General features: G+C 60.9%; 21 protein-coding genes and 1 pseudogene. 13 read left to right on the forward strand and 9 right to left on the reverse strand.

From position 1 onward, the window contains the following. Position 1: 1 nt before the first annotated feature. Together gmd and AB4N91_RS27035 are read right to left on the reverse strand one after the other, a co-directional pair. A complete protein-coding gene (gene gmd / locus AB4N91_RS27030; protein ID WP_010465433.1) occupies positions 2-973 on the reverse strand; it encodes a GDP-mannose 4,6-dehydratase in 972 nt (323 codons plus the stop codon). Further along, entirely contained in the window at positions 970-1,884 is a 915-nt protein-coding gene (locus AB4N91_RS27035; protein WP_424480504.1) for a GDP-mannose 4,6-dehydratase, read from the reverse strand. The genes gmd and AB4N91_RS27035 overlap by 4 nt, the downstream gene beginning before the upstream one ends. Before the next feature lie 428 nt (positions 1,885-2,312). Here AB4N91_RS27035 and AB4N91_RS27040 point away from each other — a divergent pair, with 428 nt between their 5' ends. The 6 genes from AB4N91_RS27040 (at position 2,313) to AB4N91_RS27065 (ending at position 10,613) form a co-directional block, all read left to right on the forward strand. Next, positions 2,313-3,878, forward strand: a complete 1,566-nt coding sequence (locus tag AB4N91_RS27040; protein ID WP_304818316.1) for a glycosyltransferase — start codon at positions 2,313-2,315, stop codon at positions 3,876-3,878. Further along, positions 3,872-5,170, forward strand: coding sequence for a glycosyltransferase (locus AB4N91_RS27045; protein WP_460111929.1), 1,299 nt, complete (start codon positions 3,872-3,874; stop codon positions 5,168-5,170). Before AB4N91_RS27040 ends, AB4N91_RS27045 begins: the two co-directional genes overlap by 7 nt. A 52-nt stretch (positions 5,171-5,222) precedes the next feature. Next, on the forward strand, positions 5,223-6,380 hold the full coding sequence (locus tag AB4N91_RS27050; RefSeq protein WP_010465422.1) for an acyltransferase family protein: 1,158 nt from the start codon (positions 5,223-5,225) through the stop codon (positions 6,378-6,380). Next, complete coding sequence (locus tag AB4N91_RS27055) at positions 6,374-7,201, forward strand: class I SAM-dependent methyltransferase (protein WP_077748515.1); 828 nt, start codon at positions 6,374-6,376, stop codon at positions 7,199-7,201. The genes AB4N91_RS27050 and AB4N91_RS27055 overlap by 7 nt, the downstream gene beginning before the upstream one ends. A gap of 114 nt (positions 7,202-7,315) precedes the next feature. Continuing rightward, a complete protein-coding gene (locus AB4N91_RS27060; protein ID WP_102594443.1) occupies positions 7,316-8,509 on the forward strand; it encodes a DUF3142 domain-containing protein in 1,194 nt (397 codons plus the stop codon). Further along, the gene (locus tag AB4N91_RS27065; protein ID WP_460111930.1) at positions 8,496-10,613 is read left to right on the forward strand and encodes a hypothetical protein; all 2,118 of its coding nucleotides are present in this window, start codon (positions 8,496-8,498) and stop codon (positions 10,611-10,613) included. Before AB4N91_RS27060 ends, AB4N91_RS27065 begins: the two co-directional genes overlap by 14 nt. 3 nt (positions 10,614-10,616) lie before the next feature. On the opposite strand, the gene AB4N91_RS27070 is transcribed toward AB4N91_RS27065, so the two are convergent. Next, complete coding sequence (locus AB4N91_RS27070; RefSeq protein ID WP_138739040.1) at positions 10,617-11,246, reverse strand: LysE family translocator; 630 nt, start codon at positions 11,244-11,246, stop codon at positions 10,617-10,619. A 145-nt stretch (positions 11,247-11,391) separates the two neighbouring features. On the opposite strand from AB4N91_RS27070, the gene AB4N91_RS27075 reads away from it, so the two are divergent. Further along, positions 11,392-11,865 (forward strand): Lrp/AsnC family transcriptional regulator, encoded by a 474-nt coding sequence (locus tag AB4N91_RS27075; RefSeq protein ID WP_010465412.1) that lies wholly within the window; start codon positions 11,392-11,394, stop codon positions 11,863-11,865. 70 nt (positions 11,866-11,935) lie between these two features. On the opposite strand, the gene lpdA is transcribed toward AB4N91_RS27075, so the two are convergent. Then, positions 11,936-13,336 (reverse strand): dihydrolipoyl dehydrogenase, encoded by a 1,401-nt coding sequence (gene lpdA / locus AB4N91_RS27080; RefSeq protein ID WP_010465410.1) that lies wholly within the window; start codon positions 13,334-13,336, stop codon positions 11,936-11,938. 217 nt (positions 13,337-13,553) lie between these two features. On the opposite strand from lpdA, the gene hflK (AB4N91_RS27085) reads away from it, so the two are divergent. The 5 genes and pseudogenes from hflK (AB4N91_RS27085) to cfaB all read left to right on the forward strand — a co-directional run bounded on the left by hflK (AB4N91_RS27085) (position 13,554) and on the right by cfaB (position 20,910). Then, on the forward strand, positions 13,554-15,512 hold the full coding sequence (hflK, locus tag AB4N91_RS27085) for a protease modulator HflK (protein WP_200667332.1): 1,959 nt from the start codon (positions 13,554-13,556) through the stop codon (positions 15,510-15,512). Then, positions 15,509-16,546, forward strand: a complete 1,038-nt coding sequence (hflC, locus tag AB4N91_RS27090) for a protease modulator HflC (protein WP_010465405.1) — start codon at positions 15,509-15,511, stop codon at positions 16,544-16,546. Before hflK (AB4N91_RS27085) ends, hflC begins: the two co-directional genes overlap by 4 nt. Further along, a complete protein-coding gene (gene hflK / locus AB4N91_RS27095; RefSeq protein WP_102594439.1) occupies positions 16,543-17,601 on the forward strand; it encodes a protease modulator HflK in 1,059 nt (352 codons plus the stop codon). Before hflC ends, hflK (AB4N91_RS27095) begins: the two co-directional genes overlap by 4 nt. Beyond that, the gene (locus tag AB4N91_RS27100) at positions 17,598-19,508 is read left to right on the forward strand and encodes a cation-translocating P-type ATPase (protein WP_460111931.1); all 1,911 of its coding nucleotides are present in this window, start codon (positions 17,598-17,600) and stop codon (positions 19,506-19,508) included. Before hflK (AB4N91_RS27095) ends, AB4N91_RS27100 begins: the two co-directional genes overlap by 4 nt. A gap of 216 nt (positions 19,509-19,724) precedes the next feature. Further along, positions 19,725-20,910, forward strand: a pseudogene (gene cfaB / locus AB4N91_RS27105) (C17 cyclopropane fatty acid synthase CfaB). Here cfaB and cls read toward each other — a convergent pair. Beyond that, positions 20,907-22,346 (reverse strand): cardiolipin synthase, encoded by a 1,440-nt coding sequence (gene cls / locus AB4N91_RS27110; RefSeq protein WP_010465398.1) that lies wholly within the window; start codon positions 22,344-22,346, stop codon positions 20,907-20,909. The pseudogene cfaB and the gene cls overlap by 4 nt on opposite strands. A 131-nt stretch (positions 22,347-22,477) precedes the next feature. On the opposite strand from cls, the gene AB4N91_RS27115 reads away from it, so the two are divergent. Continuing rightward, positions 22,478-22,999, forward strand: coding sequence for a DUF3617 domain-containing protein (locus tag AB4N91_RS27115; protein ID WP_010465397.1), 522 nt, complete (start codon positions 22,478-22,480; stop codon positions 22,997-22,999). Between the two features lie 79 nt (positions 23,000-23,078). Here AB4N91_RS27115 and AB4N91_RS27120 read toward each other — a convergent pair whose 3' ends face one another. From AB4N91_RS27120 to AB4N91_RS27135, 4 genes are read right to left on the reverse strand one after another with little or no spacing between them, the layout of a single operon-like run. Further along, positions 23,079-23,984, reverse strand: a complete 906-nt coding sequence (locus AB4N91_RS27120; protein ID WP_102594436.1) for a His/Gly/Thr/Pro-type tRNA ligase C-terminal domain-containing protein — start codon at positions 23,982-23,984, stop codon at positions 23,079-23,081. A 30-nt stretch (positions 23,985-24,014) separates the two neighbouring features. After that, positions 24,015-25,352: a dihydroorotase gene (locus AB4N91_RS27125; protein ID WP_102594435.1), complete on the reverse strand. Its 1,338-nt coding sequence runs from the start codon at positions 25,350-25,352 to the stop codon at positions 24,015-24,017. A gap of 2 nt (positions 25,353-25,354) precedes the next feature. After that, positions 25,355-25,915, reverse strand: a complete 561-nt coding sequence (locus tag AB4N91_RS27130) for a gamma carbonic anhydrase family protein (protein ID WP_102594434.1) — start codon at positions 25,913-25,915, stop codon at positions 25,355-25,357. Beyond that, the gene (locus AB4N91_RS27135; RefSeq protein ID WP_154912721.1) at positions 25,912-26,787 is read right to left on the reverse strand and encodes a metal ABC transporter substrate-binding protein; all 876 of its coding nucleotides are present in this window, start codon (positions 26,785-26,787) and stop codon (positions 25,912-25,914) included. Before AB4N91_RS27135 ends, AB4N91_RS27130 begins: the two co-directional genes overlap by 4 nt. Positions 26,788-26,793: the final 6 nt, after the last annotated feature.

Consider the following 26,793-nt stretch of genomic DNA (forward strand, 5'->3'; position numbering starts at 1 on the left):
CCTACTCCTTGGCGACGCGTTTCATGTCCGCATCCATCATCATGCGGATCAAGGTATCCAGGTCTGTTTTTGGCTTCCAGCCCAATACGCGCTGAGCTTTGGCCGGGTTGCCGAGCAGCACTTCGACCTCGGCCGGGCGGAAGAACGCCGGGTCGATCTTCACGAAGTCGCGGTAGTTCAGGCCCACGTGATCGAAGGCGATGCGGCACATCTCGCGCACGGTGGTGGTCACGCCGGTAGCGACCACAAAATCGTCAGGCTTGTCCTGTTGCAGCATCAGCCACATGGCTTCGACGTAATCACCGGCAAACCCCCAGTCGCGTTTGGCGTCGATGTTGCCCAGCAGCAGTTCCTGCTGTTTGCCCTGTTTGATGCGGGCGGCGGCGTCGGTCACTTTGCGGGTCACGAACTCGATGCCGCGCAGGGGCGATTCATGGTTGAACAGGATCCCGCTGCTGGCGTGCAGGTTGAAACTTTCGCGATAGTTCACGGTGATCCAGTGACCATACAGCTTGGCCACGCCGTAAGGGCTGCGCGGGTAGAACGGCGTGTTCTCGTCCTGCTGCTCGGCCTGGATCAGGCCAAACATTTCGCTGGTAGACGCCTGGTAAAAACGCGTGTGCGGACTGAACTGGCGGATCGCTTCGAGCAGGTGAGTCACGCCCAGCCCGTCAACGATGCCGGTGGTGACCGGTTGATCCCAGGAGGCCGCGACAAAGCTTTGCGCCGCCAGGTTGTAGATTTCGTCCGGAGCGGATTTGATCACCGCGCGCTGCACCGAGCAGGCATCGGCCATGTCACCGTCCAGGTAAACGATGTCCCCCTCGACTCCCATTTCACGCAAACGCCAGCGTGCATCGCTGCTGCGACGCGCCACCAGACCGTGGACCTTGTAGCCCTTGTCGAGCAGCAATTTGGCCAGATACGCGCCGTCCTGACCGGTGATCCCCGTGATCAATGCACTTTTTGTCATTCTTCTTTTACTCGCTTCTCCCAGTCGGACAGGATCGCCCGCAGGGATTGTTGTGTTGTGATTTCAGGCGTCCATCCTGTGGTCTGGGCAAGCTTGGCAGAGCTGCCACAAACGCGACGCTGATCCGCGCGGCGAAAACGCGCAGGATCCTGAATCAATTGCATGTCGACCTGGGCGAGGTCCCCCAGTTGTTCGATCAGGCTGCGGATGCTCTGCTCGCGCCCCGAGCAAATGTTGTAGACCTGTCCCGGCGTACCTTTTTCCAGCAGCGCCAGATAGGCGGACACCACATCGCCCACGTCCAGGAAGTCGCGTGTGACGTCAATGTCCCCGACTTCCAGTTGCGGGGCTTGCAGGCCTTGTTTGATACGGTTGATCTGGCGGGCGGCGCTGGCGATGACGAAGCTGTCTTTCTGGCCGGTGCCGATATGGTTGAACGGGCGGGCGACCACGACCGGCCAGCCTTCGCTCAGGCCCCATTGCAGGCTGAGGAACTCGGCCGACAGTTTGCTGACGGCATAGGGATTGCGCGGGCAGGGTGGCTGGTGTTCGGTAATGGGCAGGTCTGACTCGGTCACTTGCCCGTAGACGTCGCCGGAGCTGACGTACAGGAAGGTCCCGTTGAAGCCACGGGCCTTGAGTGCCTGAAGCAGGTTCAAGGTGCCGAGCAGGTTGATTGTCAGCGTGCGTGCCGGATCGCGGAAGGCTTCGGGAACGAAGGTCTGGCCGGCCAGGTGAATGACCGCGTCGGGCATGTCCGGCCAGAGGCCGTCGAGGGAGCCTGGCTCGCCGAGATCGTAGCGGGCGGCGACAGGCAGAAGCTCCCATTCCGAGGCATCAGCCTTCAGGCGGGTTTGGATGTGTTGTCCTACGAATCCACTGAGACCCGTAACGAACAGACGCTTTTTCAAACAGCGGCCCCTTGGTCGTGCATTTCGTCCATTCCCCACAGGCTTTATGGAGATGTCTGACAGACCGGGTGGATTCCTTGGTCGAAAGACAGGCGAAACGTTTGTTGTAGTTGTTTGGTAGCCAATCTGTGCCAATTGCGCGGCAATTTCAACAGGTCCCACCGTGACCGGTCAGTTCTCGTCAGCGAAGCCCGATTTATTCTCGCCGGGCGGTTCACGAATCCTCAGCGGATGTGTTTAGAATGCCCCTCGTCACGATTACCCAGGGTTCGGCCGGGTGGTATTCACACCCCGCGAAGCTGACCATTAAAACAAGAACGTAGACGGGCAAGAAGGCGCTGGACGACGACTGGCAAACGCCGGGTCGATCCGTGGTTTTGCCGTCATAGAGTGGGGCTGCCGGGATGGCGGTTTCATCGTGGGATGCCATGAACTTCATTCTTTACTCGGACGTCAACGACAGCTCCATCAGTCAGAGCCTCGGTCGTCCCGAATACAGTTATTACTTCGTGCTCAAGGCTTATCGCCCGGTGCTCGAAAGCCTCGGGCGGGTGCATGTGGTGTCCTCCACCGCCGAGGTCGATCCTCTCTATCGACAATTGCTGGCCACCGGCGAAGACAGCCTGTTCCTGTCGTTCACCCCGCCGCAGAAAACCCCGAACGATCTTGAATGCCCGACGATCTGCGTGGTGGCCTGGGAGTTCGACTCCATTCCCGATGAGCAATGGGATAACGACCCACGTCAGGACTGGACGCAGATGCTGGCACGCCAGGGCCGGGTCATCACGCTTTCCAGCCACACGGCCCGGGCGATTCGGCGGGCCATGGGCGAAGATTTCCCCGTGCTGGTGTTGCCCACGCCCTTGTGGGAGAACTTCGCGGCCATTCGCAGCCACCACGCCAGCGCGCCGGTGAATGCCGGTTCGACGCTGGAGATCAAAGGCTGCATCTTCGATACGCGCACGCTTGGGCTGTCTGCCGACGCGCTGATTCCCGTACCGCCGAGCGCCGAGGAACTGGCGGCACTGGAGGCATTGAAGCCGCCGCCGTTGACGCTAAAACGTCGCTTCGTCATCGCTCGCCATTACCTGCACATGTGGCGTCGGGACATGGGCAAAACGCTGCCCGTCCCGGTGCATCGCACGCACTTTCTGAGCCAGTGGTATTGGGAAGGCATCCGCGATCTTCTTTCCGATACCGCTCATGCACGGCTCGCCGAGTATCTGCCGGCTATCGCTGGCCCGCAGACGATGGCCGTGCCGGAGCCTGCACCGCGGGATTGGCCGGACACCACTTCCCGGGTTGAAACCCAGGTGGATGGCGTGGTGTACGTCACGGTGTTCAACCCCCGTGACGGTCGCAAGAACTGGCATCAATTGATCACCGCATTCTGCTGGGCCTTTCGCGAAACGGATGATGCCACGCTGGTGCTGAAGATTACCCAGAGCGACCTGTCGTCCTACTACGACGAGCTGATGACCTTGCTCGCGCAACTCTCGCCGTTCGCCTGTCGGGTGGTGGTGATGCACGGTTACCTGGATGATCCGCAATACGCCCGGTTGTACGAAGCCGCCAGTTATTACGTCAACGCGTCGCGCTGCGAGGGGTTGTGCCTGCCGCTGATGGAGTTCATGGCCAGCGGTAAGCCGGTGATCGCCCCGGACCACACCGCCATGGAGGATTACATCGATGAGCGTGTGGCGTTTGTGGTCAAGTCCAGCGAAGAGCTGACCATCTGGCCACAAGACACCCGGATCATTTACCGGACCCTGCGTTATCGCCCGGACTGGGGCTCGCTGAAAACCGCCTACGAAAACAGCTACCGGACGGCCAAGGAGCAACCGCTGGAGTACCGGCGCATGTCGGGCGATGCGGTCGAGCGCATGCACGACTACTGCGCCTTCGCCCCGGTGCAGAAGCGCCTGGCGGATTTTTTCGGGCTGACGCCGCAGGCTTTGCCGGCAGCGGCCGTGACGGATAACGCCTCATGCTGATCATCATTCATTCGGAAACCAACCAGCACACCATCGCCCAGAACCTTGGCCGTTCGGAGTACAGCTATTACTTCGTGCTCAAGGAATACCGGCCGGTGCTGGAACGTCTGGGGCGCGTGGTGGAAGTCAGAGACCCGCAGACCGAAGTCGATGCCTTGTACCGCGACGCGCTGTCCCGAGGTGAAGACTGCGTGTTCCTGTCGTTCTCGCCGCCGCATTGCACGCCGGTGCACTTCGCCTGTCCGACCTTGCCGGTGTTTGCGTGGGAATTCAGCACCATTCCCAACGAACCCTTCGCGGGTGAGCCGCGCAATGATTGGCGCACGGTATTGCGCGCTTCAGGCGCGGCGATTACCCATTCCAGCTACACGGTAAACGCCGTGCGCGAGGCGATGGGCGCCGACTATTCGATCGTCGCGGTGCCGGCGCCGGTGTGGGATCGATTCTCGGCACGCGGCGCCCAGTTGCAACGTCAGCCACTGGCGAGTCAGGTGCGCCTGAAGATCAAAGGCCTGGTGGCCGACAGCCGCACCCTGGACTTGCGAGCCTTTGGGCCGGCGTCGTTACGCGAAGGCGAAGGTATCGATTTCGAAGCACCGCCCCGTGAACACGAACTGGTGCTCGACGGCGTGATCTACACCTCGGTGTTCAACCCGGGTGATGGGCGCAAGAATTGGGAAGACATGCTCAGTGCCTTCTGCGTGACGTTCCGCGAGGTGGATGACGCGACGCTGGTGCTCAAACTGACCCACCACGATGCCGAAGAAGCGCTGACCGACATCCTTCACCATTTGTACAAAAACCAGTCCTATCGCTGCCGCATCGTGCTGATCTACGGCTACCTCGCGGATTCGGACTACGAGCACCTGGTGCAGGCAACCCGCTTTGTGGTCAACACCTCTTACGGCGAAGGCCAGTGCCTGCCGCTGATGGAGTTCATGTCCTGCGGTATACCGGCGGTCGCGCCACGCACCACGGCGATGATCGATTACCTGGATGCCGATAATGCGTTTCTGATCGACTCCACCGACGAGCTGACGGCCTGGCCCCACGACCCGCGCAGGGCGTTCCGAACCCTGCGTTACGTGACGAACTGGGAATCGTTGTGCCGCGCTTATCGGGCCAGCTATGACGTCGCCAAAAACGACGCGGAGCGTTACGCGCAGATGTCCGCGCATTCGGTGGCCAGCCTCGAAAAATTCTGCAGCCAGGCCACCGCCGAGCAACGACTGAAAGCCTTCTTCGCGCAGCTCCTTGAAACCCGCGTCGCTCCGGATACCCGCGAAGCATGATCCGCGCAGTGTTGAATGGGGTGGAAAACAGGGCAACGTCCAGGAGGACGGCATGAATAACGACAGACGGATCATGGACATCGAGTTGTTGCGCGGCATTGCGGTGCTCGGTGTGTTGTTTCATCACCTGCAAGACAGCCTGTTTGCGGCCCCGGTGCCGCTGTTGCAAGCCATCACCGCGTGGGGTCAGCCGTGGTGGGGCGTGGATCTGTTTTTCGCCATCTCCGGGTTTGTCATCGCGCGCAGCCTGATCCCGGCGTTGCAGGGTTGCAGTACCCGTCAGGAGTACTGGCAGCAGACGCGTAACTTCTGGCTGCGCCGGGCCTTTCGATTGCTGCCGTCGGCGTGGTTGTGGCTGGCGCTGATGTTGCTGGGCTGCATTTTTCTCAATCGCTCCGGAGCGTTCGGCACGCTGCACGCCAACCTTCAGGCGACCCTGGCCGGGGTCGCGCAGTACGCGAACTTCCGCTTCGCCGACAGCTTCTATAACTATGAGTACGGCACCAGTTTCGTGTACTGGAGCCTGTCGCTGGAGGAGCAGTTCTACCTGTTGTTTCCGCTGCTGATTCTGATCTGTCGCAAGCACCTGGTCTGGGCCTTGCTGGCGCTGGTCGCGGTGCAGTTGTTCACGTTGCGCACACCGATCTTGATGGTGGTTCGCACCGATGCGCTGGCACTCGGCATCCTGTTGGCGATGTGGAGCGCGCAACCCTCGTATCTGCGCTGGGAGCCGACGTTCCTGCGCCGTCCATGGGCCGGGGTGACAGCATTGGTCGCGCTGTCGCTGGTGCTCAGTTTCATGGCGACGGATCGCTTCACGTTCACTCATTACCGCATCGGCACGATCGCGTTGTTGTGCGCGGTGCTGGTCTGGATCGCTTCCTACAATCGCGACTACCTGCTGCCACGGGGCGTGTTGAAGAACCTGATGACGTGGGTCGGCAGTCGCTCCTACGGGATCTATCTGATCCACATACCGGCTTATTTGCTGGTGCGCGAATTCACGTTCCGCTTGCAGGGCGCCGGTCTGCCCAATCCCGGCGGCCATCCGATCCTGACACTGATGATTGCTGGCGGTTTGATCGCTTTGTTGAGCGAACTCAACTACCGCTTCATCGAAATGCCCATGCGTAACCGCGGTGCCTCGCTGGTCAAACGCCTGGGCACGTCCCGAACAGCCGCCCAAACCTCTGGAGCTACCTCATGCTGAGCCTTTTGAAGAAACTCACGGCGGGTACGCCCGTTCCCGTGGCGCCTGTGGCGGACACGGTCGAGAAGGTCGATCCGTACATGCTCGGCCTGCACGACGCGATGCTCAGCGGCTGGTTCAATCAGCAAACCGGCGAGCTGTTCACCGGGTTCCCGGTGACCGCCGAAGACACGCTACTGGACGTCGGCTGCGGTGACGGCGGTAACGTGCATTTCTGCGGCATGCGCGGGGCGAAGATCATCATCGCCGACATCGACGCGGCCAAGGTCGAAGCCACCCGACAGCGCCTGAGCGACACACCGGCGCGTGACATCGAATGCCACGTCACCGACTGCAACCCGCTGCCGATTGCCGATGCGACGGCCACTCGCGTGGTGTCCACCGAAGTCATCGAACACGTGGACGATCCGGCGCAGTTCCTTGCTGAACTGGTGCGTGTCGGCAAACCGGGCGCGTTGTATTTGCTCAGCGTCCCGCACCCAAGCTCCGAAGACCTGCAAAAAGACATCGCCGCGCCCGAGTATTTTCAGAAGCCCAACCACATTCGCATCATCAGCGAAGAGCAGTTCAAGGCGATGGTCAGCGACGCTGGCCTGGAAGTGCTCAGCCACAGCCAGTACGGGTTTTACTGGTCGATGTGGATGCTGTTGTTCTGGGAAGCCAAGGTCGATTTCAGCAATCCTGACCACCCGTTGCTCAACCACTGGGCCGACACCTGGCAGGCCATTCTGGCGTCGCCCCGTGGCGCGCAGATCAAACAGGCGCTGGACGCGGTCGTGGCGAAAAGTCAGGTGATCATTGCCCGCAAGCCCTTGGTGTAGCCACTCTCTGTAGCCGCTGCCTTGTGGTGAGAGGATAAATCCCCTCATCACAAAGGCTCGCTCCCACAGGTTTTGTGTACCCTGTAGCCCTGTGTTTCCAGGATCAGGGATTTCATGTTGTTAGTTCGTCTTTCTGTCCTGCTTGTTGCTCTGGCACTGCTCAACGGTTGCGAGCAAACAGACGCGCCGCCGCTCGATCAGCAACTCTACGTCTGGCAACGGCAATGGACGTCAGCCCATGACGCCGCCCTGCAAGACAGTCGCGCGGACTTTTCGACCTTGCGGGTGCTGGCCTTGCAGGCGTTTCCTCAGGCGGGCTGGAGCCGGGCGCGAGTCGATCCGGCGCTGCTCAAGCGCGATGGCCGACCGCTGATTGCGGTGATTCGCCTCGACGGCCAGCTCAAGTCGCTGGATCAGGACGACGTCACGACGCACATCCAGCAAGTGCTCAGCGAGTGGCAAGGGCAGGGGCTGACGCTCTCTGGCGTGGAAATCGACCACGACGCCGGTAGCGCCCGGCTACCGGCTTACCGCGAATTTCTTACTCACCTGCGCACGGCTTTACCCACCGCTTTGCCGTTAAGCATCACCGCATTGCCTGCCTGGCTCGACAGCCCTGAATTGCCGGCACTCTTGGCGACCGTCGACAGCAGCGTGTTGCAGGTGCATGCGGTGAGTGATCCGCGTCGTGGTCTGTTTGATCCGGAACAAGCCAGGAAATGGGTAAACGCCTGGAGCCTCATCACCTCAAAACCCTTTTACCTGGCGCTGCCCGCCTATGGCGTGGCCCTGTTGCCGGGCGCCAGCGGTGCGCCGGTCGTGGAAAGCGAAGTGCCTGTCGGGCGAGCCGGCCAACGCCGGGAATTGCTGGCGGATCCCTTGCAACTGAGCGCACTCGCCGCCGAGTTGCGCGCCGATCCACCGGCGCATCTGACCGGTCTGATCTGGTTTCGTCTGCCGCTGGCGGGTGATCGTCGGGCCTGGAGCCTGAACACGCTGAGGGCCGTTGCTCGCGGAGATTCGCTCAATAGTCGGTTAAGTTTGAAACTCATCGCGCAAGACGACCTCTATGACATCAGCGTCAGCAATCAAGGCAACCTCGACAACGCCTGGCCCGAACGCGTCACGCTGGCGGTTCGCGGCTGCGACGGTGCCGATGCGCTGGCCGGTTACGCATTGCAACAAAGCCCGGATCTGCTTACCTTCACCCGCCTGCGCGACGGCCGGATACCGGCCGGCGAGCAGCGCGCCATCGGTTGGGCTCGCTGCGCACACATTGATCAAGGAGGTTCGAATGTTCACCCGTAACTGGCCCCGCCATGTGCTTTGCCTGAGCCTCAGCCTGCCGCTGGGTTCGGCGTTGGCCTGCGGGCCGGACTTCCCGATGCGCTTGCTGGACAACCGCGCCCAGTCGCTGGCGGAGCTGCCGGAAGGCAACTTCCAGTTCGAGATCAATCGCCTGGGGCATGTGATCGCAGGGCTCAAGAACGTCGAGTCGTCCCCTTACGGCCTGGAGGCAACCGACTACGCCGAGCAGCGGGACAAGGCCGAACAGGCCGGGTTGACGGCGGAGCAGCAAGCCCTGGTCAAACAGTTGCGCGCGCTGACCGATGCCCGTCAAGTCGAGACCCAGGGCGCGAGCCTGCCGGCCGAGCTTCGTTTCTATCTGGCGGGTGCGGTGGCGTTTAACGCCGGTGATCATGCGCTGGCCGCCGAGTACTTCCAGAAAGTGCTGGCGCTGCCGGCGGATCAACGCGCCTTGCGCAGCACCTGGGCCGCTTATTCATTGGGCCGGACGCTGTTTGCCCAGAGCGCCGAAGCAGACGCAGCGCCTGACCTGTTGGCACAGTCGCGCAAAGCCTTCGAGCAGGCCCGTCAGCTGAGCATCGACGGCTTCAGCGACCCGCTGGAACTCGGTGTCGCCAGCCTCGGCGAGGAGGCCCGCGTGGCGCGCACCGCTGGCGACTGGAACAGCGCCATCAATCTGTACGCCACGCAAAATCGCCACGGTTCGGCGGTGGGTTACACCTCGCTGAAGCTGTTGATGGCGGATTTGCTGGCGATGCCTGAAGATCAGTTGACCGAGTTGCTCAAGGGCAAACCGGTGCAACAACTGGTGACGGCGTCGCTGATCAGTCGCCTGGGCTGGTCATTCGGTGATCAACCGCCGAATGAACTGAAGCTGATCAAACTCCTGCAAAGCAGCACCCGGGGCAGTCTGGACAACGCGGACCGACTGGCGGCGATGAATTATCAACAGGGCGATTACACCAGCGCCAAAGCGTTCCTTGAGCATGCCGGGGACGGCGGTCTGGCGTGGTGGCTGCGGGCGAAACTGGCGTTGCGTGAGGGTGACAAAAGCGCAGCGGCTGCGGCGTATGCCAAGGCGGCCCAGGCCTTCCCGCAGAACGAATCGTGGGGCGAGCGACGCACGCCTGACTATGATTTCGAAAGCCTGCAACCCAAGTGCCGGGTCGAGGGTGAAAGCGCGATCCTGGCGCTGCAACGCGGGGATTACCTGCAAGCGTTCGATCAGCTTTATCGCAGCCAAAGTATCTATTGGTTCGATGCCGCGACCGTTGCCGAGCGCGTGCTGACCGTCGATGAGCTCAAGCATTACGTTGACACCCAGGTGCCGGCGCCGCCAGCGCTCAGCCAGCAGGATCGCGACAACTACGTGCCGTTGCCGGTGGCGGCGCAACTGCGCAATCTGCTCGGGCGTCGATTACTGCGTGAAGAGCGCTACGACGAGGCGCTGGTGTATTTCGACAACCCCGATCTACAGAAAAAGGCCCGGTTGTATGCGCAACAGCGTCAGCTCGCTGATTCAGCGTGGTGGCCGACCAAGCGTGCGTCTGCTCTGTTCAACGCAGCCTGGACGGCACGCGAGTGGGGCATGGACATTCTGGGTTATGAAATGGCCCCGGACTACGCCACGTTTGGCGGCAATTACAGCCTGGAGACGACTGAACTGAAGGTCGGCCCCTTGGTGGCCGAAAGTGAAGTCCAGCGCCAGCAAGCCAGTGCCGCGAAGCCCGACGAGCGCTACCACTATCGATTCGTCGCCACGGCCTTGGCCAACCGCGCCGCCGATAACCTGCCTCACACCAGCCAGGCTTTTGCTGCTGTGTTGTGTTCGGCGGCAGGGTGGAACAGCAGCCTTCAAGACCAAAGTGCGCTGTACCAGCGTTATGTCAAAGAAGGGCCCTACGTGGATTGGGCGGTGGATTTCGGCCACCAGTGCCCGTATCCCGACTTCGAGAATGCCAGCAAACGATATGTAACCCAGGCGACTGACGCCGCCCGTTCGGCGCTGCGGCCGTACAAGTGGCCATTGCAGATCGGTGGTGTTATCGCGGTGACGGCCGCGGCGCTGGTATTGATCAACCGGCGCCGCCGTAAAGCGCAGTAAGGCTCATGCCTGTTGAACAAAGGTCAGCCGCACCGCGAAGCCGATCAACAGGCTGCCGAACACCCATTGTTGCAGGCGCTGGGCCGAGGGGCTGCGTTGCAGCCAGCGGCCCAGCGCGGCGCCGGTCAAGGCATAGGCGCTGTCGAACAGCAAACCGACGCCGACCAGCAGCATGCCCAATACCGCAAATTGCGCGAGCACCGGTCCGGCGTGAGGGTTGATGAACTGGGGCAATAACACTGAGCAGAACAGCAACGCCTTGGGGTTGAGCAGGTTGGTCAGCAAGCCGCGCTGGATGGAGGCCCGCCAGCATGGTTTTTCGCCGGTTGCGTCTGCGCCATTCAGGTTCGGCAACATCGTGGTTCGCAGGCACTGAATGCCGATCCACAACAGGTAGGCGGCTCCCGCCAGGCGCACCACGTCGAAGGTCCACGGCGCAGCCTTGAACAGCGCCGCCAGCCCCAGCGCGGCCAGCGCCACATGACATCCACGAGCAATGCCCAGACCCACCGCCGTTGCCAACGCCGCGCCTTTGCCCTGACGGGCGCCGGTTTGCAGCAGCAGAATCATGTCCGGGCCGGGCAACAGATACACCACTGCCAGCGCCATGAAAAACAGCCAGAGTCCTTCCACGTTGCACCCCATTCGTTGTTGATTCGGTAGCGCCAGTCTAGGGTTGAAGGGTGGGGCAGGTGCTTGCGAAGTCAGCTTCTAAATGCTGGGTAATTGGCATAACCTGCCACTTTGTGACGATAAAACCATCAGGATCTGCCAAGCCATGAAGCTGGATGCCTACGACCGCAAGATTCTCGCCGCCCTGCAACGGGACGGGCGCCTGAGCAATGTGCAATTGGCCGACGAGATCGGTTTGTCCGCTTCCCCCTGTTTGCGTCGGGTGCGGATGCTGGAGGAGGCCGGCGTGATTCGTGGCTATCAGGCCAACCTTGATCGTGACGAAGTGGGGCTTGGGCTGACGGTGTTTGTCGGGGTCAAGGTTGAGCGCCACAACGATGAGCAGGCCGAAGCCTTTCGCCTGGCCGTCACCGCACTGCCGGAGGTGATTTCGGCATTCCTGGTTTCAGGGGAATCGGATTTTCTGCTGCAAGTGGTGGTGCCGGATCTACGCGGGTATGACCGCTTTCTCACCGAGCGCCTGCTGAAATTGCCGGGTGTAAGTGATATCCGCAGCAACTTTGCGATTCACACGGTGAAGACGCCGGGGGCGTTGCCGTTGGGGCATTTGCCGCTTTAGACCGAGCAGGATCGATCCCACGCGGACGGTTCGACGTCTCGACGTGGGAACGATCATCTGGCAGGCGGGCTCACATCTGCGTCGCCATCCCCTCCACATTCATCGCCGCCTGACGCAACGCCTCGGACCGCGTCGGATGCGGATGGCACGTCAACGCGATGTCCTCCGCCGAAGCGCTGAACTCCATCGCCACGCAATACTCACCAATCATTTCGCTGACGCTCGGTCCGACCAGGTGCACGCCGAGAATCTCGTCGGTGCGCTCATCGGCCAGCACTTTGGCGAAGCCTTCGGTTTCGTGGTTGATCTTCGCCCGGCTGTTGGCGGTGAAGGGGAATTTGCCGACTTTGTACGCGCGACCTTCTGCCTTGAGCTGCTCTTCAGTCTTGCCGACGCTGGCCAGTTCAGGCTTGGTGTAAATGACATTGGGGATCAAGTCATAGTTGACCTCGCCCGCCTTGCCGACGATTTGCTCGATGCACACCATGCCTTCATCTTCGGCCTTGTGGGCGAGCATCGGCCCGGACGTGACATCGCCGATCACCCACACGCCCGCAGCGTCGGTGCGATGGCCCTTGTTCGCGAGCATGCCGCGCTTGTCGGTGGTGAGGCCGACGTTTTCCAGGCCCAAACCCTCGGTGTAAGGCCTACGGCCGATGGACACCAGCACGTAATCGGCCTCAATCGTCTCGGCAGTGCCGCCCGCCGCCGGCTCCACGCTGAGCTGAACGCCGTTTGCGGACGGGGTGGCGCTGGTCACTTTTGAGCTCAACTTGAAGCTGATGCCCTGTTTGCTCAGCGAGCGCTGCAGGGTTTTGCCCGCCTCAGCATCCACACCGGGGCAGATCCGGTCGAGAAATTCGATCACGGTCACCTGGGCGCCCAGGCGGCGCCACACTGAGCCCAGTTCCAGGCCGATCACGCCGGCGCCGATCACTACCAAGTGCTTCGGCACTTCGGCCAGCGACAGCGCGCCAGTGGAATCGAGGATGTGTTTGTTATCGATCTGGACGCCGGGCAGGGGAGTGGGCTCGGAGCCGGTGGCGATGACGATGTCCTTGGCACTCAGCTCGGTCTTGCCGCCCTGGCTGTCGGTCACCGTCACTTTGCCCGGCCCGTCGATGTGGCCCCAACCTTTGATCCAATCGACTTTGTTTTTGCGAAACAGAAATTCGATGCCCTTGGTCAACCCGGTCACGCTTTCATCTTTCTGCTTCATCATCTGGGCGAGGTTGAGAGTGGGTTTGACCTCGATCCCCAGGTTGGCGAATTCCGTTCCCATGGCGGCGTCGTAGAGTTCCGAGGCATGCAGGAGTGCCTTGGAGGGCATGCAGCCGACATTCAGGCAGGTTCCGCCGAGGGTCGCCCGACCTTCCACGCACGCTACTTTCAGGCCCAGTTGGCCCGCGCGGATCGCTGCGTTGTAACCGCCGGGGCCACCGCCCAGTATCACGACGTCATAAGTGCTCATGGATGTACTCCTGGACTGAAAGGGAAATGGGCTGGGTAAACGTAGTCTTTGATTAAAATTATGAGCGTAATATGTGCGTTTACGGCTATTTCGGTCAAGGCTTCAGCGTAGCGACAGGTTGGGCATCTTTAGATAGAGCGATTTAGTACAAAAATTTCACCACTTTCGTTATATCGTAACGAATTGCGATGTGGCCAATGATAAGCACTGGGGTGGTATGCAAGTCGATCTCGAAGTCGATGGAACGCAGGTAGCCGGGCTGCCGCGCTTTCAGCAGGCGGTTTTTCAAGGGCGGCGATTGCGTCAGTTCGCCATCGGCCTGAGTGCCTTGGCGGCGGTCGGGTTGGTGTTGGCGTTTTTTGTCGGGCTGTTTGCGCCGTTGTCGCTGTGGGCCCCGTTGCTGGTGAATCAGAGCGCCGGTTTGCTGGTGCTGATTGCCGGCCTGCAATCGGCATGGTGGGTGACTCAGTGGCGCGGGCAAGCGATGAATCCGCCGCTGCCAGAAGTTGTTTCGGATGAAACCGTTGCCCCCGATGGCTGGTATGAGCGACTGCTGGAGCGGCTCGGTCAGCGCTGGGTGCGCTTGCTCGGGCAGATCGGCGCACCGACCCTATGGCTCGCCGGTTGGGCACTGTTGGCGATCTACAGCATCAGCCAGTTCTGGAGCCTCGCGTTGGCGCCCGCAGCGTTGGGATTATCGGCAAGCGTCGGTGCCGTGCTGTCGTTGTTGCTGGCCTTCGGTTTGCTGGTGCTTGAGCGTCAGCTCGCCCAGGAAAACATCGCCCAATGGCCAGAAGCGGGGCAGTTGGCGCAACTGAGCCGGGTGGCGATCATTTGCCTGGTGCTCAGCGCGTTGTGTTTGTTGTTTGGCAGCGAAACTTCGGTCTGGCCAGTACGCCTTGCCGTGTTGATCGGGTTGCTGCCGGGACTGGTCGCGGCCGAGTTGCTGCTACGCGCCATGTTGTCGTTGTTCAGTCCTCGCCGTGAACACTTTGAACCGACGTTGCTGGCACGAAGTGTTGTCGCCGACATGCTGCGCTGGCCGCCACAACCGTTGCTGGCGTTGCAGCACGAACTGCATAACCGCTTCGGTATCGACTTGCGGCAGATCTGGGCCTTCACCTATATGCGTCGGGCGTTTTTACCGGTGATGGCGGTGGTGGCGATTGTCGGGTGGTCGCTCACCGGCGTTCACGAAATACCCCTGCAAGGGCGGGGCATCTACGAACGTTTCGGCAAACCGGTGGAAGTGTTCGGTCCGGGGTTGCACGCCGGTTTGCCGTGGCCATTGGGCCGGGTACTGAGCGTTGAAAACGGCGTGGTTCACGAGTTGGCAACAAGCGTTGGCGAAACATCGGTGCCGGTCGTCCTGGAACCTGCAGAAGGCCCGGCGCCGGCGATTGCCAATCGCTTGTGGGACGCCAGCCATGTGAACGATAAATCCCAGGTGATCGCCAGCAGCCGTGCCGACAAGCAGAGCTTTCAGATCGTTAACATGGACGTGCGTTTTGTGTACCGCATCGGTCTGACCGATCAAGCGGCGTTGGCTGCGACGTACAACAGCGCCGATGTACCGACGCTGATTCGCAGCACTGCCAGCCGGATTCTGGTGCACGACTTTGCCTCGCGGACCCTCGACGGTTTGCTTGGCGAGGACAGGGTAGGGCTGGCCGAGGAGATCGGCCGCGCCGTGCAATCTGATCTGCAGAAGCTCGACAGCGGTGTGGAAATTCTCGCCACCGTGGTGGAGGCGATCCATCCGCCGGCCGGTGCAGCCAACGCTTATCACGGCGTTCAGGCGGCGCAGATTGGTGCCCAGGCATTGATCTCGCGTGAGCGCGGGGCAGCAGCGCAAGCGACCAATCAAGCGCAGTTGCAGGCCAGCATCGCTCGCGATCAGGCGAGCGCCAGCGCGCATGAAATCAACTCCGCCGCGCAGGCGGCTGATCTGAAATTCACCGCCGAACAAAAAGCCTATGCCAGTGCCGGCCAAGCGTTCTTGCTGGAGCAGTATTTCAGCCAACTGACCCAGGGTCTGGCTAACGCCAAATTGCTGGTGCTCGATCATCGTCTGGGCGGCACCAGCAATGCACCGACCATCGACCTACGTACCTTCACGCTGCCGGCCGATCCTGCGTCGCCGCGCAACAGCGCTCAGCCAGGAGCTACCCATTGAGCCAGTCGCACTCTCACGATCATGACGACCACGCCGGCCACGATCACGGACATGGCGGACATCACCACGGTCACCACCATCATCACGGTGATTCACAGGAAGCCGGTCCATTCCCGTGGCGGCGCATGGGGTGGGCGGCGTTGCTCGTGGCATTCGCCATCGCGGCAGCGAGTCTGGTGCAGGTTCGCTCGGGGGAGGCCACGGTGATTACTCGCTTCGGTAATCCGTCGCGGGTGTTGCTGGAGCCGGGTCTCGGCTGGCGCTGGCCGGCACCGTTTGAAGCGGCCATTCCGGTCGACTTACGGCTGCGCACCACCTCCAGCGGTTTGCAGGATGTGGGCACGCGCGACGGATTGCGCATCATTGTTCAGGCCTACGTGGCGTGGCAGGTTCAGGGCGACCCGGACAATGTGCAGCGCTTTATGCGCGCCGTGCAGAATCAGCCGGACGAAGCGGCGCGGCAGATTCGCACGTTTGTGGGGTCGGCACTGGAAACCACCGCGAGCAGTTTCGACCTGGCCAATCTGGTCAACACCGACGCCAATCAGGTGCACATTGCCGACTTCGAAGCGCAGTTGCGTAAACAGATCGATCAGCAGTTGCTGACCACGTATGGCGTTCGCGTGCTGCAAGTGGGCATCGAGCGTTTGACCCTGCCGTCGGTGACGCTCACCGCCACCGTCGATCGCATGCGCGCCGAGCGTGAAACAATTGCCACCGAGCGCACCGCCATCGGCAAGCGTGAAGCCGCGCAAATCCGGTCCGCGGCTGAACGAGATGCGCGCATCGTGCAAGCTGATGCGACGGTGAAAGCTGCCGATATCGAAGCCCAATCCCGCGTCGAAGCCGCGCAGATTTACGGCCGTGCCTACGCCGGTTCGCCACAGCTTTACAACTTGCTGCGCTCCCTCGATACATTGGGCACGATCGTCACCCCGGACACCAAGCTGATATTGCGCACTGATGCTGCACCTTTCCGGGTGCTGGTTGACGGTCCACCGACCCTCGATAACAAGTCCGGGTCACAGCCATGAATTTAGTTCCACGTGGAACACATGAGTTAAGCAGCCCCTGGATTCAGGCTGGGCGATTGGCTTTTTTGGCGCTTTACGGCGTGACCGTTCTGGCTGCGTTAGCGTGGGCATTCTCCAATGTGCGGCAGATTGATCCTCAGAATCGGGCGGTGGTCCTGCACTTCGGCGCGCTGGATCGCATCCAGAATGCCGGTTTGCTATTGGCCTGGCCGCGCCCGTTTGAGCAAGTGATTTTGCTGCCGGCAGCTGATCGGGTGATCGAACGTCGGGTGGAGAATCTGCTTCGTAGCGATGCTGCGTTGCAGGCCGATCGGGTGGCGTCTTTCGCGACACCGCTGAGCGATACGCTCGCTGGATCGGGCTACCTGCTGACCGGTGACGCGGGCGTGGTGCAGCTGGATGTGCGGGTTTTCTACAAGGTCACCGAACCTTATGCCTTCGTGCTTCAAGGTGAACATGTGTTGCCGGCACTCGATCGGCTGGTCACCCGCAGCGCCGTTGCCCTGACGGCCGCGCGAGACCTGGACACCATTTTGGTGGCGCGACCGGAACTGATCGGTAGCGACAATCAGGCGGCAGAACGTCGCGAACGTCTGCGCGGTGATTTGGTGCAGGGCATCAATCAGCGTCTGGCCGAGCTGACCGCGACGGGACAGGGCCTGGGTATCGAAGTGGCGCGAGTCGACGTGCAATCGAGTCTGCCCGGCCCAGCGGTGAACGCTTTCAATGCGGTGCTGACCGCCAGCCAGCAAGCGGACAAAACCGTCGCCAATGCGCGCACCGAGGCCGAGAAACTGACCCAGGCCGCCAATGAACAAGGCGACCGGACACTGCAAGTCGCCCACGCCCAGGCGAGCGAACGGCTGGCCAAAGCTTCGGCTGATACGGCCACGGTGTTGAGCCTGGCCCAAGCGCAACAACAGGGCACTGACCCGCAAATGTTGCTGCGTATCTACCGCGAGCGGATGCCGAAGATTCTCGGCCAGGCCGGCTCAGTAACGACGGTCAATCCGAAAGATGATTCCCGCCTGATCATTCAGGGAGCAGCGCAATGACCACCCCAACCGCCGCCGCACCCAGCCTGTTGTCCTCGGCTGAACAACGCAGCGCTGCACGCCAATTGACCTTGGCCATGCTTGCCCTTGGCTTGCTCAGCCTCGGGTTGATCTGGCGCTGGCTGTCACCGGAGCAGACGGGCGTCAGTCAATTGCTGTTGGGTTTTGCATCGTTGCTGGTGGCCGTGCCAGTGATGCGTTCGGCGTGGTACAGCCTGCGATATCCAAGCTTGCACGGGATCACCGATCAGCTGATTGCCCTCGCCATGCTCGGTGCCTGGGCGACGGGTGATCTGCTGACTGCTGCGTTGTTGCCGATCATCATGATCTTCGGCCACGTGCTGGAAGAGCGCAGCGTGATCGGTTCCCAGGAAGCGATTCGTGCGCTCGGCAAACTGACCCGCAGTCACGCTCGCAAGGTTCAGGCTGACGGAGCCATCGTCGAAGTCGACAACGGCACCCTTAAAACCGGCGACATTGTCGAGGTACGTGCGGGCGACCGAGTGCCGGCCGATGGTCGGGTGTTGTCCGGTCAGGCAAGCCTCGACACGGCATCAATCACCGGTGAGTCGGTGCCGATCGAGGCGGGTGTCGGCATGCAGGTCTTTGGCGGCGCGATCAATCTCGACGGTTTGCTGCGCCTCGAAGTGACACGCACCGGCAACGAATCGACCCTCGGTAAAGTCATCGCCCTGATGCAAAGCGCCGAGCGTTCGAAGCCGCCGATCACCCGTTTGCTTGAGCGTTACGCTGGCAGTTACATGGTGCTGGTATTGCTGTTGGCCGCGGTGACCTGGTTTGTCACCAATGATGCCCAGGCGATGCTCGCGGTGCTGGTGGCGGCGTGTCCTTGCGCGTTGGTGTTATCGGCGCCGGCCACGGCGATTGCCGGCGTGGCGGTGGCGGCGCGGCACGGGATTCTGATTCGCAGCTCGGCGTTCCTGGAAGAGTTGGCGGACCTCACGTCGCTGGTGGTCGACAAGACCGGAACCCTGACGTTTGGCACCTTGCGCTTGCAGTCCATCGACAGCCCGCTGGAGGACCGCAGTCACGTGCTTAAACTCGCTGCGAGCCTCGGCTCGGCCAGCAGTCATCCGGTGAGCCGTGCGCTCGCCGGGTTGGTCACTCAGGAACATTTTCTGCTGCTGTCGGACATCCACGAGCGCCAGGGCCTGGGCGTGGTCGCGATGACGGAGCAGGGCGAAGCAGCGCTCGGCCGTCCAGAGCTATTCGCGCAACTGGGCATCGCCACTTCGGCGGTTCCCGAACACGATGGCCCGATTGCCGGGCTGGCACTCAACGGTGAATTCCTGGCCTGGCTGTTGCTGGCAGACAGCGTCAAACCTGAGGCGCGTTTTGCCTTGAGTGAATTACGTGAACTGGGTTTGGGTCGCCAGTTGTTACTTACGGGCGATCGGCACAGCGTCGCGCACACGCTGGCACGTGATGTCGGCATCACCGATGTTGAAGCGCAGGCACTGCCTGAGGACAAACTCAACCGGGTGCTGACGGAAATCGGCAACGGCTTCCGGCCGATGGTGGTGGGGGATGGCATCAACGATTCGCTGGCACTCAAGGCCGGCGTCGTGGGGGTGGCCATGGGCGCGGGTGGCGCGGACATCGCGCTGGCGTCGGCGGATATTGTGTTGATCGGCAGCGACCTGCGTCGCCTCGGCACCTGTGTCCGGTTGAGTCGCCAATGTCGGCAGACCTTGCAGGTCAACGTGATCATCGGTCTGGGCTGGACCCTGGCGATTGTCGCGTTTGCGGCATTCGGCTGGCTCGGTGCTGCGGGGGCGATGATTGCAGCGTTGCTGCATAACCTCAGTACGTTGTTGGTGCTCGGTAATGCGGGGCGTCTGCTGCGCTTTCAGGAGCCTTTGCTGAAAATTAAAGACGAGGCTTGAACGCTTCTAAACCAGGGCTATGAGGGCAAAACCGAGTTTTTAGAACTGTGCATCAAATTTGTAGTCATCTAGGGTAAGGACCATCTGCTTTTGTGGACGCACGACGGCTGGTTTAAGCGCCGCGAGTTATAGAAAAACGCTATTAAATCGATAGCCAGCTATTTTTCTAGGATGGTCTACCCTCACATCAGACGTCTGAAACAAGGGGGACTTTCCATGCTCGCGCAACTTCCCACCGGCCTTACAGAATCTGCAGTTACCGCTACGCCTGCGACTCTGGGACGGCCATGAATTCAACCTGGGGCCGACGCCCAGCGTCACTATTGTGGTCAAGGACCCACAAATGGTTACCCAGTTCACTCATCCCAGCCTGGACGCGCTCGGAGCGGCGTTTGTCGAAGGCAAGCTGGAACTCGAAGGCTCCATCAGCGACGTGATCCGCGTTTGTGATGAATGGAGTCAGGCGTTGTTGAGCGAGGACGACGACAGTCAGCCTGTGCGCACGTTCCACGACAAGGAAACCGACGCGAAGGCGATTTCCTACCACTACGACCTTTCCAATGCGTTTTATCAGCTGTGGCTCGACAGCGACATGGCGTATTCCTGCGCCTATTTCGAGACCGGCAGCGAAACGCTGGAGCAAGCCCAGCAAGCCAAGTTCCGCCACCTGTGCCGCAAGCTGCGGCTGCAACCGGGTGAATACCTGCTGGATGTCGGTTGCGGTTGGGGAGGGCTGGCCCGTTTTGCGGCCCGCGAGTTTGGCGCGAAAGTGTTCGGGATTACCCTGAGTAAAGAGCAACTGGCCCTGGCCCGTGAAAGAGTGACTGCCGAAGGCCTGGACGATCTGGTTGAACTGCAACTGCTCGACTACCGCGATCTGCCTCAGGACGGGCGCTTCGATAAGGTGGTCAGCGTCGGCATGTTCGAACACGTCGGCCACGCCAACCTGGCCGAGTACTGCAAGACCTTGTTCGGCGCGGTGAAAGAGGGCGGCCTGGTAATGAACCACGGGATCACCGCCAAGCACACGGATGGCCGACCTGTGGGGCGCGGTGCCGGGGATTTCATCGAGAAATATGTGTTCCCCAACGGCGAGTTGCCGCACCTGTCGATGATCTCCGCCGAGATCAGCGAAGCGGGGCTGGAGATCGTCGATGTCGAGAGCCTGCGCCTTCACTACGCGCGCACCCTGGACCATTGGAGCGAACGCCTGGAGGACAATCTGGAAGCGGCTTCAAAACTGGTTCCGGAACAGGCGCTGCGGATCTGGCGGTTGTACCTGGCGGGATGCGCTTACGCGTTCGCCAGAGGCTGGATCAACCTGCACCAGATCCTCGCGGTGAAAGCCCACGCCGATGGCAGCCATGAACTGCCTTGGACGCGAGACGACATCTACCTTTAGAGAATCGGTGAAATAAGCCGGGCGATCCGCATGCCGACCTGTTGCAGGCGGCGGGTCTCCCGGCTTTCTTCTTTGGCGATCTCGTGGGCCTGGGCGAAGTCATCATTGAGCATCTGTTCCACCTCGGCGGCAAACGCGCTGTCGACGGTCAGTAACATCACTTCGAAATTGAGCCGGAATGAGCGGTTATCCAGGTTGGCGCTGCCTATGGCGCTGATTTCACTGTCGATCAACACCACCTTCTGATGCAGGAAACCCGGCGCGTACCGGAACACGCGTACGCCTGCGCGCACGGCTTCGAAAGCATAAAGGCTTGAGGCCGCGTAAACGATTCGGTGGTCCGGTCGTGAGGGCAGAAGCAGCCGCACATCCACGCCTCGAAGAGCGGCCAGTCTCAACGCAGCGAACACGGCTTCGTCGGGGATGAAGTAGGGGCTGGTGATCCACACCCTTTCTGTCGCCGCATGGATGGCTTCGACGAAGAACAATGAACAGGTTTCGTAGGAATCGGCCGGGCCGCTGGCGAGTAATTGGCAGAGCACACCGTCGTCCGGATACACGTCCGGCAGGATCAGTGGTGGCAATGATCGCGCCGCCCAGAACCAGTCTTCGGCAAACGATTCCTGCATGCAGGCCACCACCGGCCCGCATACGCGCACGTGCGTATCGCGCCAGGGTGCCAGCGGCGGTTTCTCGCCCATGTATTCGTCGCCGACGTTATGCCCGCCGACGAAGCCCAGAATCCCGTCGACCACGACGATCTTGCGGTGATTGCGGAAGTTGACCTGGAAACGGTTAAGCCAGCCGCTGCGGGTGGCGAAGGCTTTGACCTCGACGCCGGCATCGCGCAACGGCTGCACGTAACTGTGGGGCAGGGAATGGCTGCCGATGCGGTCGTACAGCAAGTGTATGGCCACGCCTTCTGCGGCTTTCTTGAGCAGCAGGGTTTGCAGGCGCTGGCCGAGGCGGTCGTCGTGGATGATGAAGAATTGAATCAGCACCGCTTCCTTCGCGTTGTCGATGGCTTCGAAAATTGCGTCGAAGGTGGCTTGGCCGTTGATCAGCAAGCGCACTTCGTTGTTCGCCAGGCACGGCATGCGCCCCAGTTTCGGCATCGCCCGCAGGGACGCGTAGGCGTTGGAGGCGCGTGCGGTCAGCGCCTCTTCTACCCAGGGGCGCCAGTTGAGCTCTGAGATCGCCTTGCGCATTTCCTCGTTGGCCTGGCGCCGCGCCTTGATGTAGCCATCGAAGGTGCTGCGGCCAAAGACCAAGTACGGAATAAGCGTGAGGTAAGGCATGAAGATCAACGACAGGGCCCAGGCGATAGCGCCCTGGGCGGTCCGGACGGTGAGTACGGCGTGGATGGCTGCGATCAGGCCCAGCGTATGAAGCAGTGCAATCATGTAGCCGAAAATGTGCGGTCCAAAGTAATCCATGGGGCAGCCTTGCTCCTGAAGATTCAATGCTTAACAGACCATGTTCCGTGCAGAATGTCGCTATTTAATTGGCCCATGAACTGAAGCCTGTGGCTGACGTCTAACGGCCACTACTGATCAGGAGTTACTCGATGAACGTTCGTCTGCTGGGTTTGGCCGTGGCTTTAGGTTTAGCAGTTCCCCTGGCCGCTCAGGCGCAGATGCTGCAGCCAGGTTTGTGGGAGTTGACCACGAGCAACATGAAGGTCGATGACCAGAACCTGCCGGACTTGCAGCTGATCCTCGGCCAGTTGCAGGGCCAGATGACTCCGCAACAGCGTGCGCAGCTGGAGAAGCAGGGCATCACCATGGGCGGAAAGGGGATTCGGGCGTGCCTGACGCCGGAGCAAGTGAAGTCAGACAATATCCCGCTGACGGACCCGCAATCGGGCTGCAAACAGGAAATCACTGACCGCAGCGGTAATCAGTGGAAATTCCGTTTCAGCTGTCCGAAAGCGCAGGGCGCGGGGGTCGCCACTTTCCTCAGTGATCGTGAGTTCACCACCAAGGTCAACGGCACGTTCAATGCGACCGGCCTTCAGCAGAAGGGTAGCCTCGATACTCGCGCCGTGTGGTTGGGTCAGGATTGCGGGACGGTCAAGCCGAGGGCTTAAAAGCTTCGCGGGCAAGCCTCGCTCCTACAGGGTCGATGCAGATCCTGTGGGAGCGAGGCTTGCCCGCGAAGGGGCCGGCTCAGACTCTCGCAATGCCAATTGACCTCAACCACTCACACACCGCATCAACCGCCATCCTGCCGAAATCCTCTCCGGTGCGGCTGCGCACACTGACAAACCCGCCGGCTTTTTCTTTCTCACCGATCACCACCAGATACGGCACTTGCTGACTGTGCTCGCGGATCTTGTGGCGGACTTTCTCGTTGCGCAGATCAGCACGAGCGCGCACGCCACCCCGGCGCAACGCCTCGGTCACCGACTGTGCGTAATCCGCCTGACGCTCGTCCATGCTGACAATGATCACGTGCAGCGGCGCCCGCCAGTCATCCAGTTCCTGTTGGCTGGGCCAGCACGTTCCATAAATCCGTTGTGGCGCGGTGCCGCTGATGTGATCGAGCGCGAATGCCTGCAACACCCGGGTTGCGGGAACATGCGGCCCCACTGACAGACACTCGAAGTCCCCAAGGAGATAGGGCAATGACTTTTCCGGGGGCGTCGATCCGGTTGGCGGCTTTCTGCGCCGGATCGAATGGTTGGTTGCAGCCAGTGTCCTCATGCGCGCTTCGATACCGGCAAGGTCGACCAGGTGTAACAGACGCTCAAACGCAAACTCGTAGAAGAAGCCATCACCCATCGCCGATCCGATCTGTAATTGCGCTTTTGGATAGAGTTGCTTGATGGCCACTGCCAGCATCAATGCGCAGGAGCGTCGCAAGATCTCCAACCCATCGGGCTCCTGAGGCGTGACGATGCCGACCCGGGCATCGGCCTCGATCATGAACTCACAGTCCACCAGAACACCGTCCACCCGACCAGCCACGGCCGCTCTGGCCAGCGCGGCACCGATGCTCGCGGCGAATTCATACACCGACAACGGCTGGTCGTATTCACGCAATGAACCATCGCTCAGGGTGATGTGAATCATGTCGGTGCTCTCGAGTGCAATTAACGCGCGTTAGCGCATAAACCGTAGGGGTAAACCCTGGCAGTTGTCATTAAGACGTTTGTCGTGCCAGGCGATTTGCCCCGATACGATCGTGGTGCTGACGCTGTGGCGAAAACGCTGGCGAGCGAAGGGTGTCCAGCCGCATTGCGACAAGATCGGCTGCCTGGAAACGGCCACGCCCTCTGGCTCGGCTTTGATCAGAACGAGGTCGGCCCAGTAGCCTTCGCGCAGATAGCCACGGTCGGGAATGGCAAACAGATCAGCCACGCGATGACTGGTCTTGGCCACGAGGGCAGTTATCGGCAGTACTTCGTCGATCACCAGTTCCATTAACGCGGGCAGGGCGTGTTGCACCAGTGGCAATCCGGACGGGGCCTGGTGATAGGGCCGTTGTTTTTCCGCCCAGGTGTGCGGCGCGTGATCGCTGCCGATGACGTCCAGCCGATTGCTCATCAGGGCTTGGCGCAGGGCATCACGATCGGCCTGAGTCTTGATCGCCGGATTGCATTTGATCAGGTTGCCGAGACTCGGGTAGTCGCGATCATCGAACAGCAAATGATGCAGGCAGACTTCGGCGGTAATGCGCTTATGTGTCAGCGGTTTGTCTTCGAACAATGCCAGTTCACGCGCGGTGGTCAAATGCAAAACGTGCAGGCGGGTGCCGTGTCGCCTGGCCAGGTCCACGGCCATTGAGGACGAACGAAAGCACGCTTCGGCATCGCGAATCTGCGGGTGCACCGAGGCGGGAATGTGCTCCCCTAAACGCTCGAGGACTTTTGCAGCATTGGCTTCGATGCTGGGTGTGTGTTCGCAATGGGCCAGCAGAAGGGTCGGCACCTCGGCGAACAATCGTTCGAGCGTCTGCGGATCGTCCACCAGCATGTTGCCGGTAGAGGCGCCCATGAACACTTTCACACCGGCTACTTCACAGGGATTGAGCGCCGCCACGGTGTCGAGGTTGTCGTTGCTCACGCCGAAGTGAAAGCCGTAGTTGGCGACGGAGTTGATCGCTGCTCGACGCTTCTTGTCATCGAGTGCCGCGAGGGTCAGGGTTGCCGGATTTGTATTGGGCATGTCCATGAAACTGGTGATGCCGCCCGCCACGGCCGCCCGCGATTCGGTGTAAAAGCTACCCTTGTCCGGTGCCCCGGGATCTCGGAAATGCACCTGGTCATCGATCATTCCAGGCACTAGCCACTGTCCTTGTGCATCGATTTCGACGTGGGCATTTTCTCCGTGGATACTGTCCGCGATCTTCACGATCCTGCCGTTGCTCACCAGCAGGTCGCCATCGAATTCACGACCTTCGTTCACCAATCTGGCATTGCGAATCAGCACGCTGCTCATGGTTAAAACTCGTTCTGCAGGGCTTTGTAGCCGCGCACCAGGTCGACGTTGGTGCGCGCCACGTCCTCGGAAAATTCCGAGGCACTGACGCTCACCGGTGGGAACTGCGACAGGTCGGTGTTGGGGCCGATACGGGTGGTGGAGGGCACGTAGAAGTCTTCGGGCAAGTCACGACCGTCGACCACCGAGTTGTGCCGCACCACGCAGCCATCGCCGACCGCGCAGTTGAACAGTACGCTGTTGAAACCGATGAACACTCGATCGCCAACCGTGCAAGGGCCATGAACGATGGAGCGGTGAGCGATTGAACTGAACTCGCCAATGGTCACCGCCGCGCCGGACTTGGAGTGGATCACCACACCATCCTGAATGTTCGAGTTGGCGCCGATAGTGATGGGCTCCATCTCGCCTGACGCGTTCACTTCGTCAGCCCGAATGACGGCGTAGGGGCCGACGAAGACGTTCTCGCCAATCACCACCTTGCCGCAGATGATCGCAGTTTTATCCACATAGGCGGATTCCGCAATCAGTGGCAAATCGCCTGAGGGGTTCTTGCGGATCATGGCTTGCTCAATGCGTCGTAGAGGGTGTTGAGGTTGTATTCGAACAGGCCGGCAAAGGTACTCGCCGGACCGCTTGCGGCGAGCGCATCGGAGTACAACGTGCCACCGATGTGCGCGCCGCTTTCATCGGCAATCTGCTTGAGCAGACGGGCATCCTTGATGTTTTCCATGAACACCGCTTTGACCTTGGCCTGACGAATCTGGGTGATCAGTGCAGCGACTTCCGCGGCTGAAGGTTCGCGTTCCGTCGACAGGCCTTGCGGCGCCATGAAGTCGATGCCGTAGGCCTGACCCAGATAACCGAACGCATCGTGAGAAGTGACGATCTTGCGATTGCCCGGCGGTAGCGAACCGAGCTTGGCCTTGGCTTGGGCGAGCAGTGCGTAGATCTGTTTCAGGTAGGCCTGGCTGTTGCGTTCGTAGTCGGCCGTGTTCGCCGGGTCGGCGGCGATCAGCGCCTTGGTGATGTTGCTGATGTACAGCTCGGTGTTGGCCAGGTTGTGCCAGGCGTGAGGGTCGGGCACGGTCTCGCCGTCTTCATCCAGGGAGCGAGGGATGACGCCGTGGCTCGCACTGATGACGGGGGCCTTGGTCTCGGTGCTGGTCACCAGGCGGTCCAGCCATGGTTCGAAACCCAAACCGTTTTTGATGATGAGTCTGGCCTTGAGCAAGGCTTTGGCATCGTCCGGAGTCGGCTCGTAGGTGTGGGCATCGGCGTCAGGACCGACCATGTTGGTGATCTGGATATGGTCGCCGCCGACCTGATGGGTCATGTCGGCAAGGATGCTGAAACTGGTGACCACCTGAAGTTTTTCCGCCGCAGACAACGACATCGACAGCATCAGACTGAACAGCACGAGTAAAGCGCGCATCGGAAA

The organism is Pseudomonas sp. H3_D04 (genome assembly GCF_054669175.1).

Coding starts and splice junctions, on each gene's coding strand:
- gmd (WP_010465433.1), bottom strand. CDS start 973: ATGACAAAAAGTGCATTGATCACGGGGATCACCGGTCAGGACGGCGCG.
- AB4N91_RS27040 (WP_304818316.1), top strand. CDS start 2,313: ATGAACTTCATTCTTTACTCGGACGTCAACGACAGCTCCATCAGTCAG.
- AB4N91_RS27045 (WP_460111929.1), top strand. CDS start 3,872: ATGCTGATCATCATTCATTCGGAAACCAACCAGCACACCATCGCCCAG.
- AB4N91_RS27050 (WP_010465422.1), top strand. CDS start 5,223: ATGAATAACGACAGACGGATCATGGACATCGAGTTGTTGCGCGGCATT.
- AB4N91_RS27055 (WP_077748515.1), top strand. CDS start 6,374: ATGCTGAGCCTTTTGAAGAAACTCACGGCGGGTACGCCCGTTCCCGTG.
- AB4N91_RS27060 (WP_102594443.1), top strand. CDS start 7,316: ATGTTGTTAGTTCGTCTTTCTGTCCTGCTTGTTGCTCTGGCACTGCTC.
- AB4N91_RS27065 (WP_460111930.1), top strand. CDS start 8,496: ATGTTCACCCGTAACTGGCCCCGCCATGTGCTTTGCCTGAGCCTCAGC.
- AB4N91_RS27075 (WP_010465412.1), top strand. CDS start 11,392: ATGAAGCTGGATGCCTACGACCGCAAGATTCTCGCCGCCCTGCAACGG.
- lpdA (WP_010465410.1), bottom strand. CDS start 13,336: ATGAGCACTTATGACGTCGTGATACTGGGCGGTGGCCCCGGCGGTTAC.
- hflK (WP_200667332.1), top strand. CDS start 13,554: ATGCAAGTCGATCTCGAAGTCGATGGAACGCAGGTAGCCGGGCTGCCG.
- hflK (WP_102594439.1), top strand. CDS start 16,543: ATGAATTTAGTTCCACGTGGAACACATGAGTTAAGCAGCCCCTGGATT.
- AB4N91_RS27100 (WP_460111931.1), top strand. CDS start 17,598: ATGACCACCCCAACCGCCGCCGCACCCAGCCTGTTGTCCTCGGCTGAA.
- cls (WP_010465398.1), bottom strand. CDS start 22,346: ATGGATTACTTTGGACCGCACATTTTCGGCTACATGATTGCACTGCTT.
- AB4N91_RS27115 (WP_010465397.1), top strand. CDS start 22,478: ATGAACGTTCGTCTGCTGGGTTTGGCCGTGGCTTTAGGTTTAGCAGTT.
- AB4N91_RS27120 (WP_102594436.1), bottom strand. CDS start 23,984: ATGATTCACATCACCCTGAGCGATGGTTCATTGCGTGAATACGACCAG.
- AB4N91_RS27125 (WP_102594435.1), bottom strand. CDS start 25,352: ATGAGCAGCGTGCTGATTCGCAATGCCAGATTGGTGAACGAAGGTCGT.
- AB4N91_RS27130 (WP_102594434.1), bottom strand. CDS start 25,915: ATGATCCGCAAGAACCCCTCAGGCGATTTGCCACTGATTGCGGAATCC.
- AB4N91_RS27135 (WP_154912721.1), bottom strand. CDS start 26,787: ATGCGCGCTTTACTCGTGCTGTTCAGTCTGATGCTGTCGATGTCGTTG.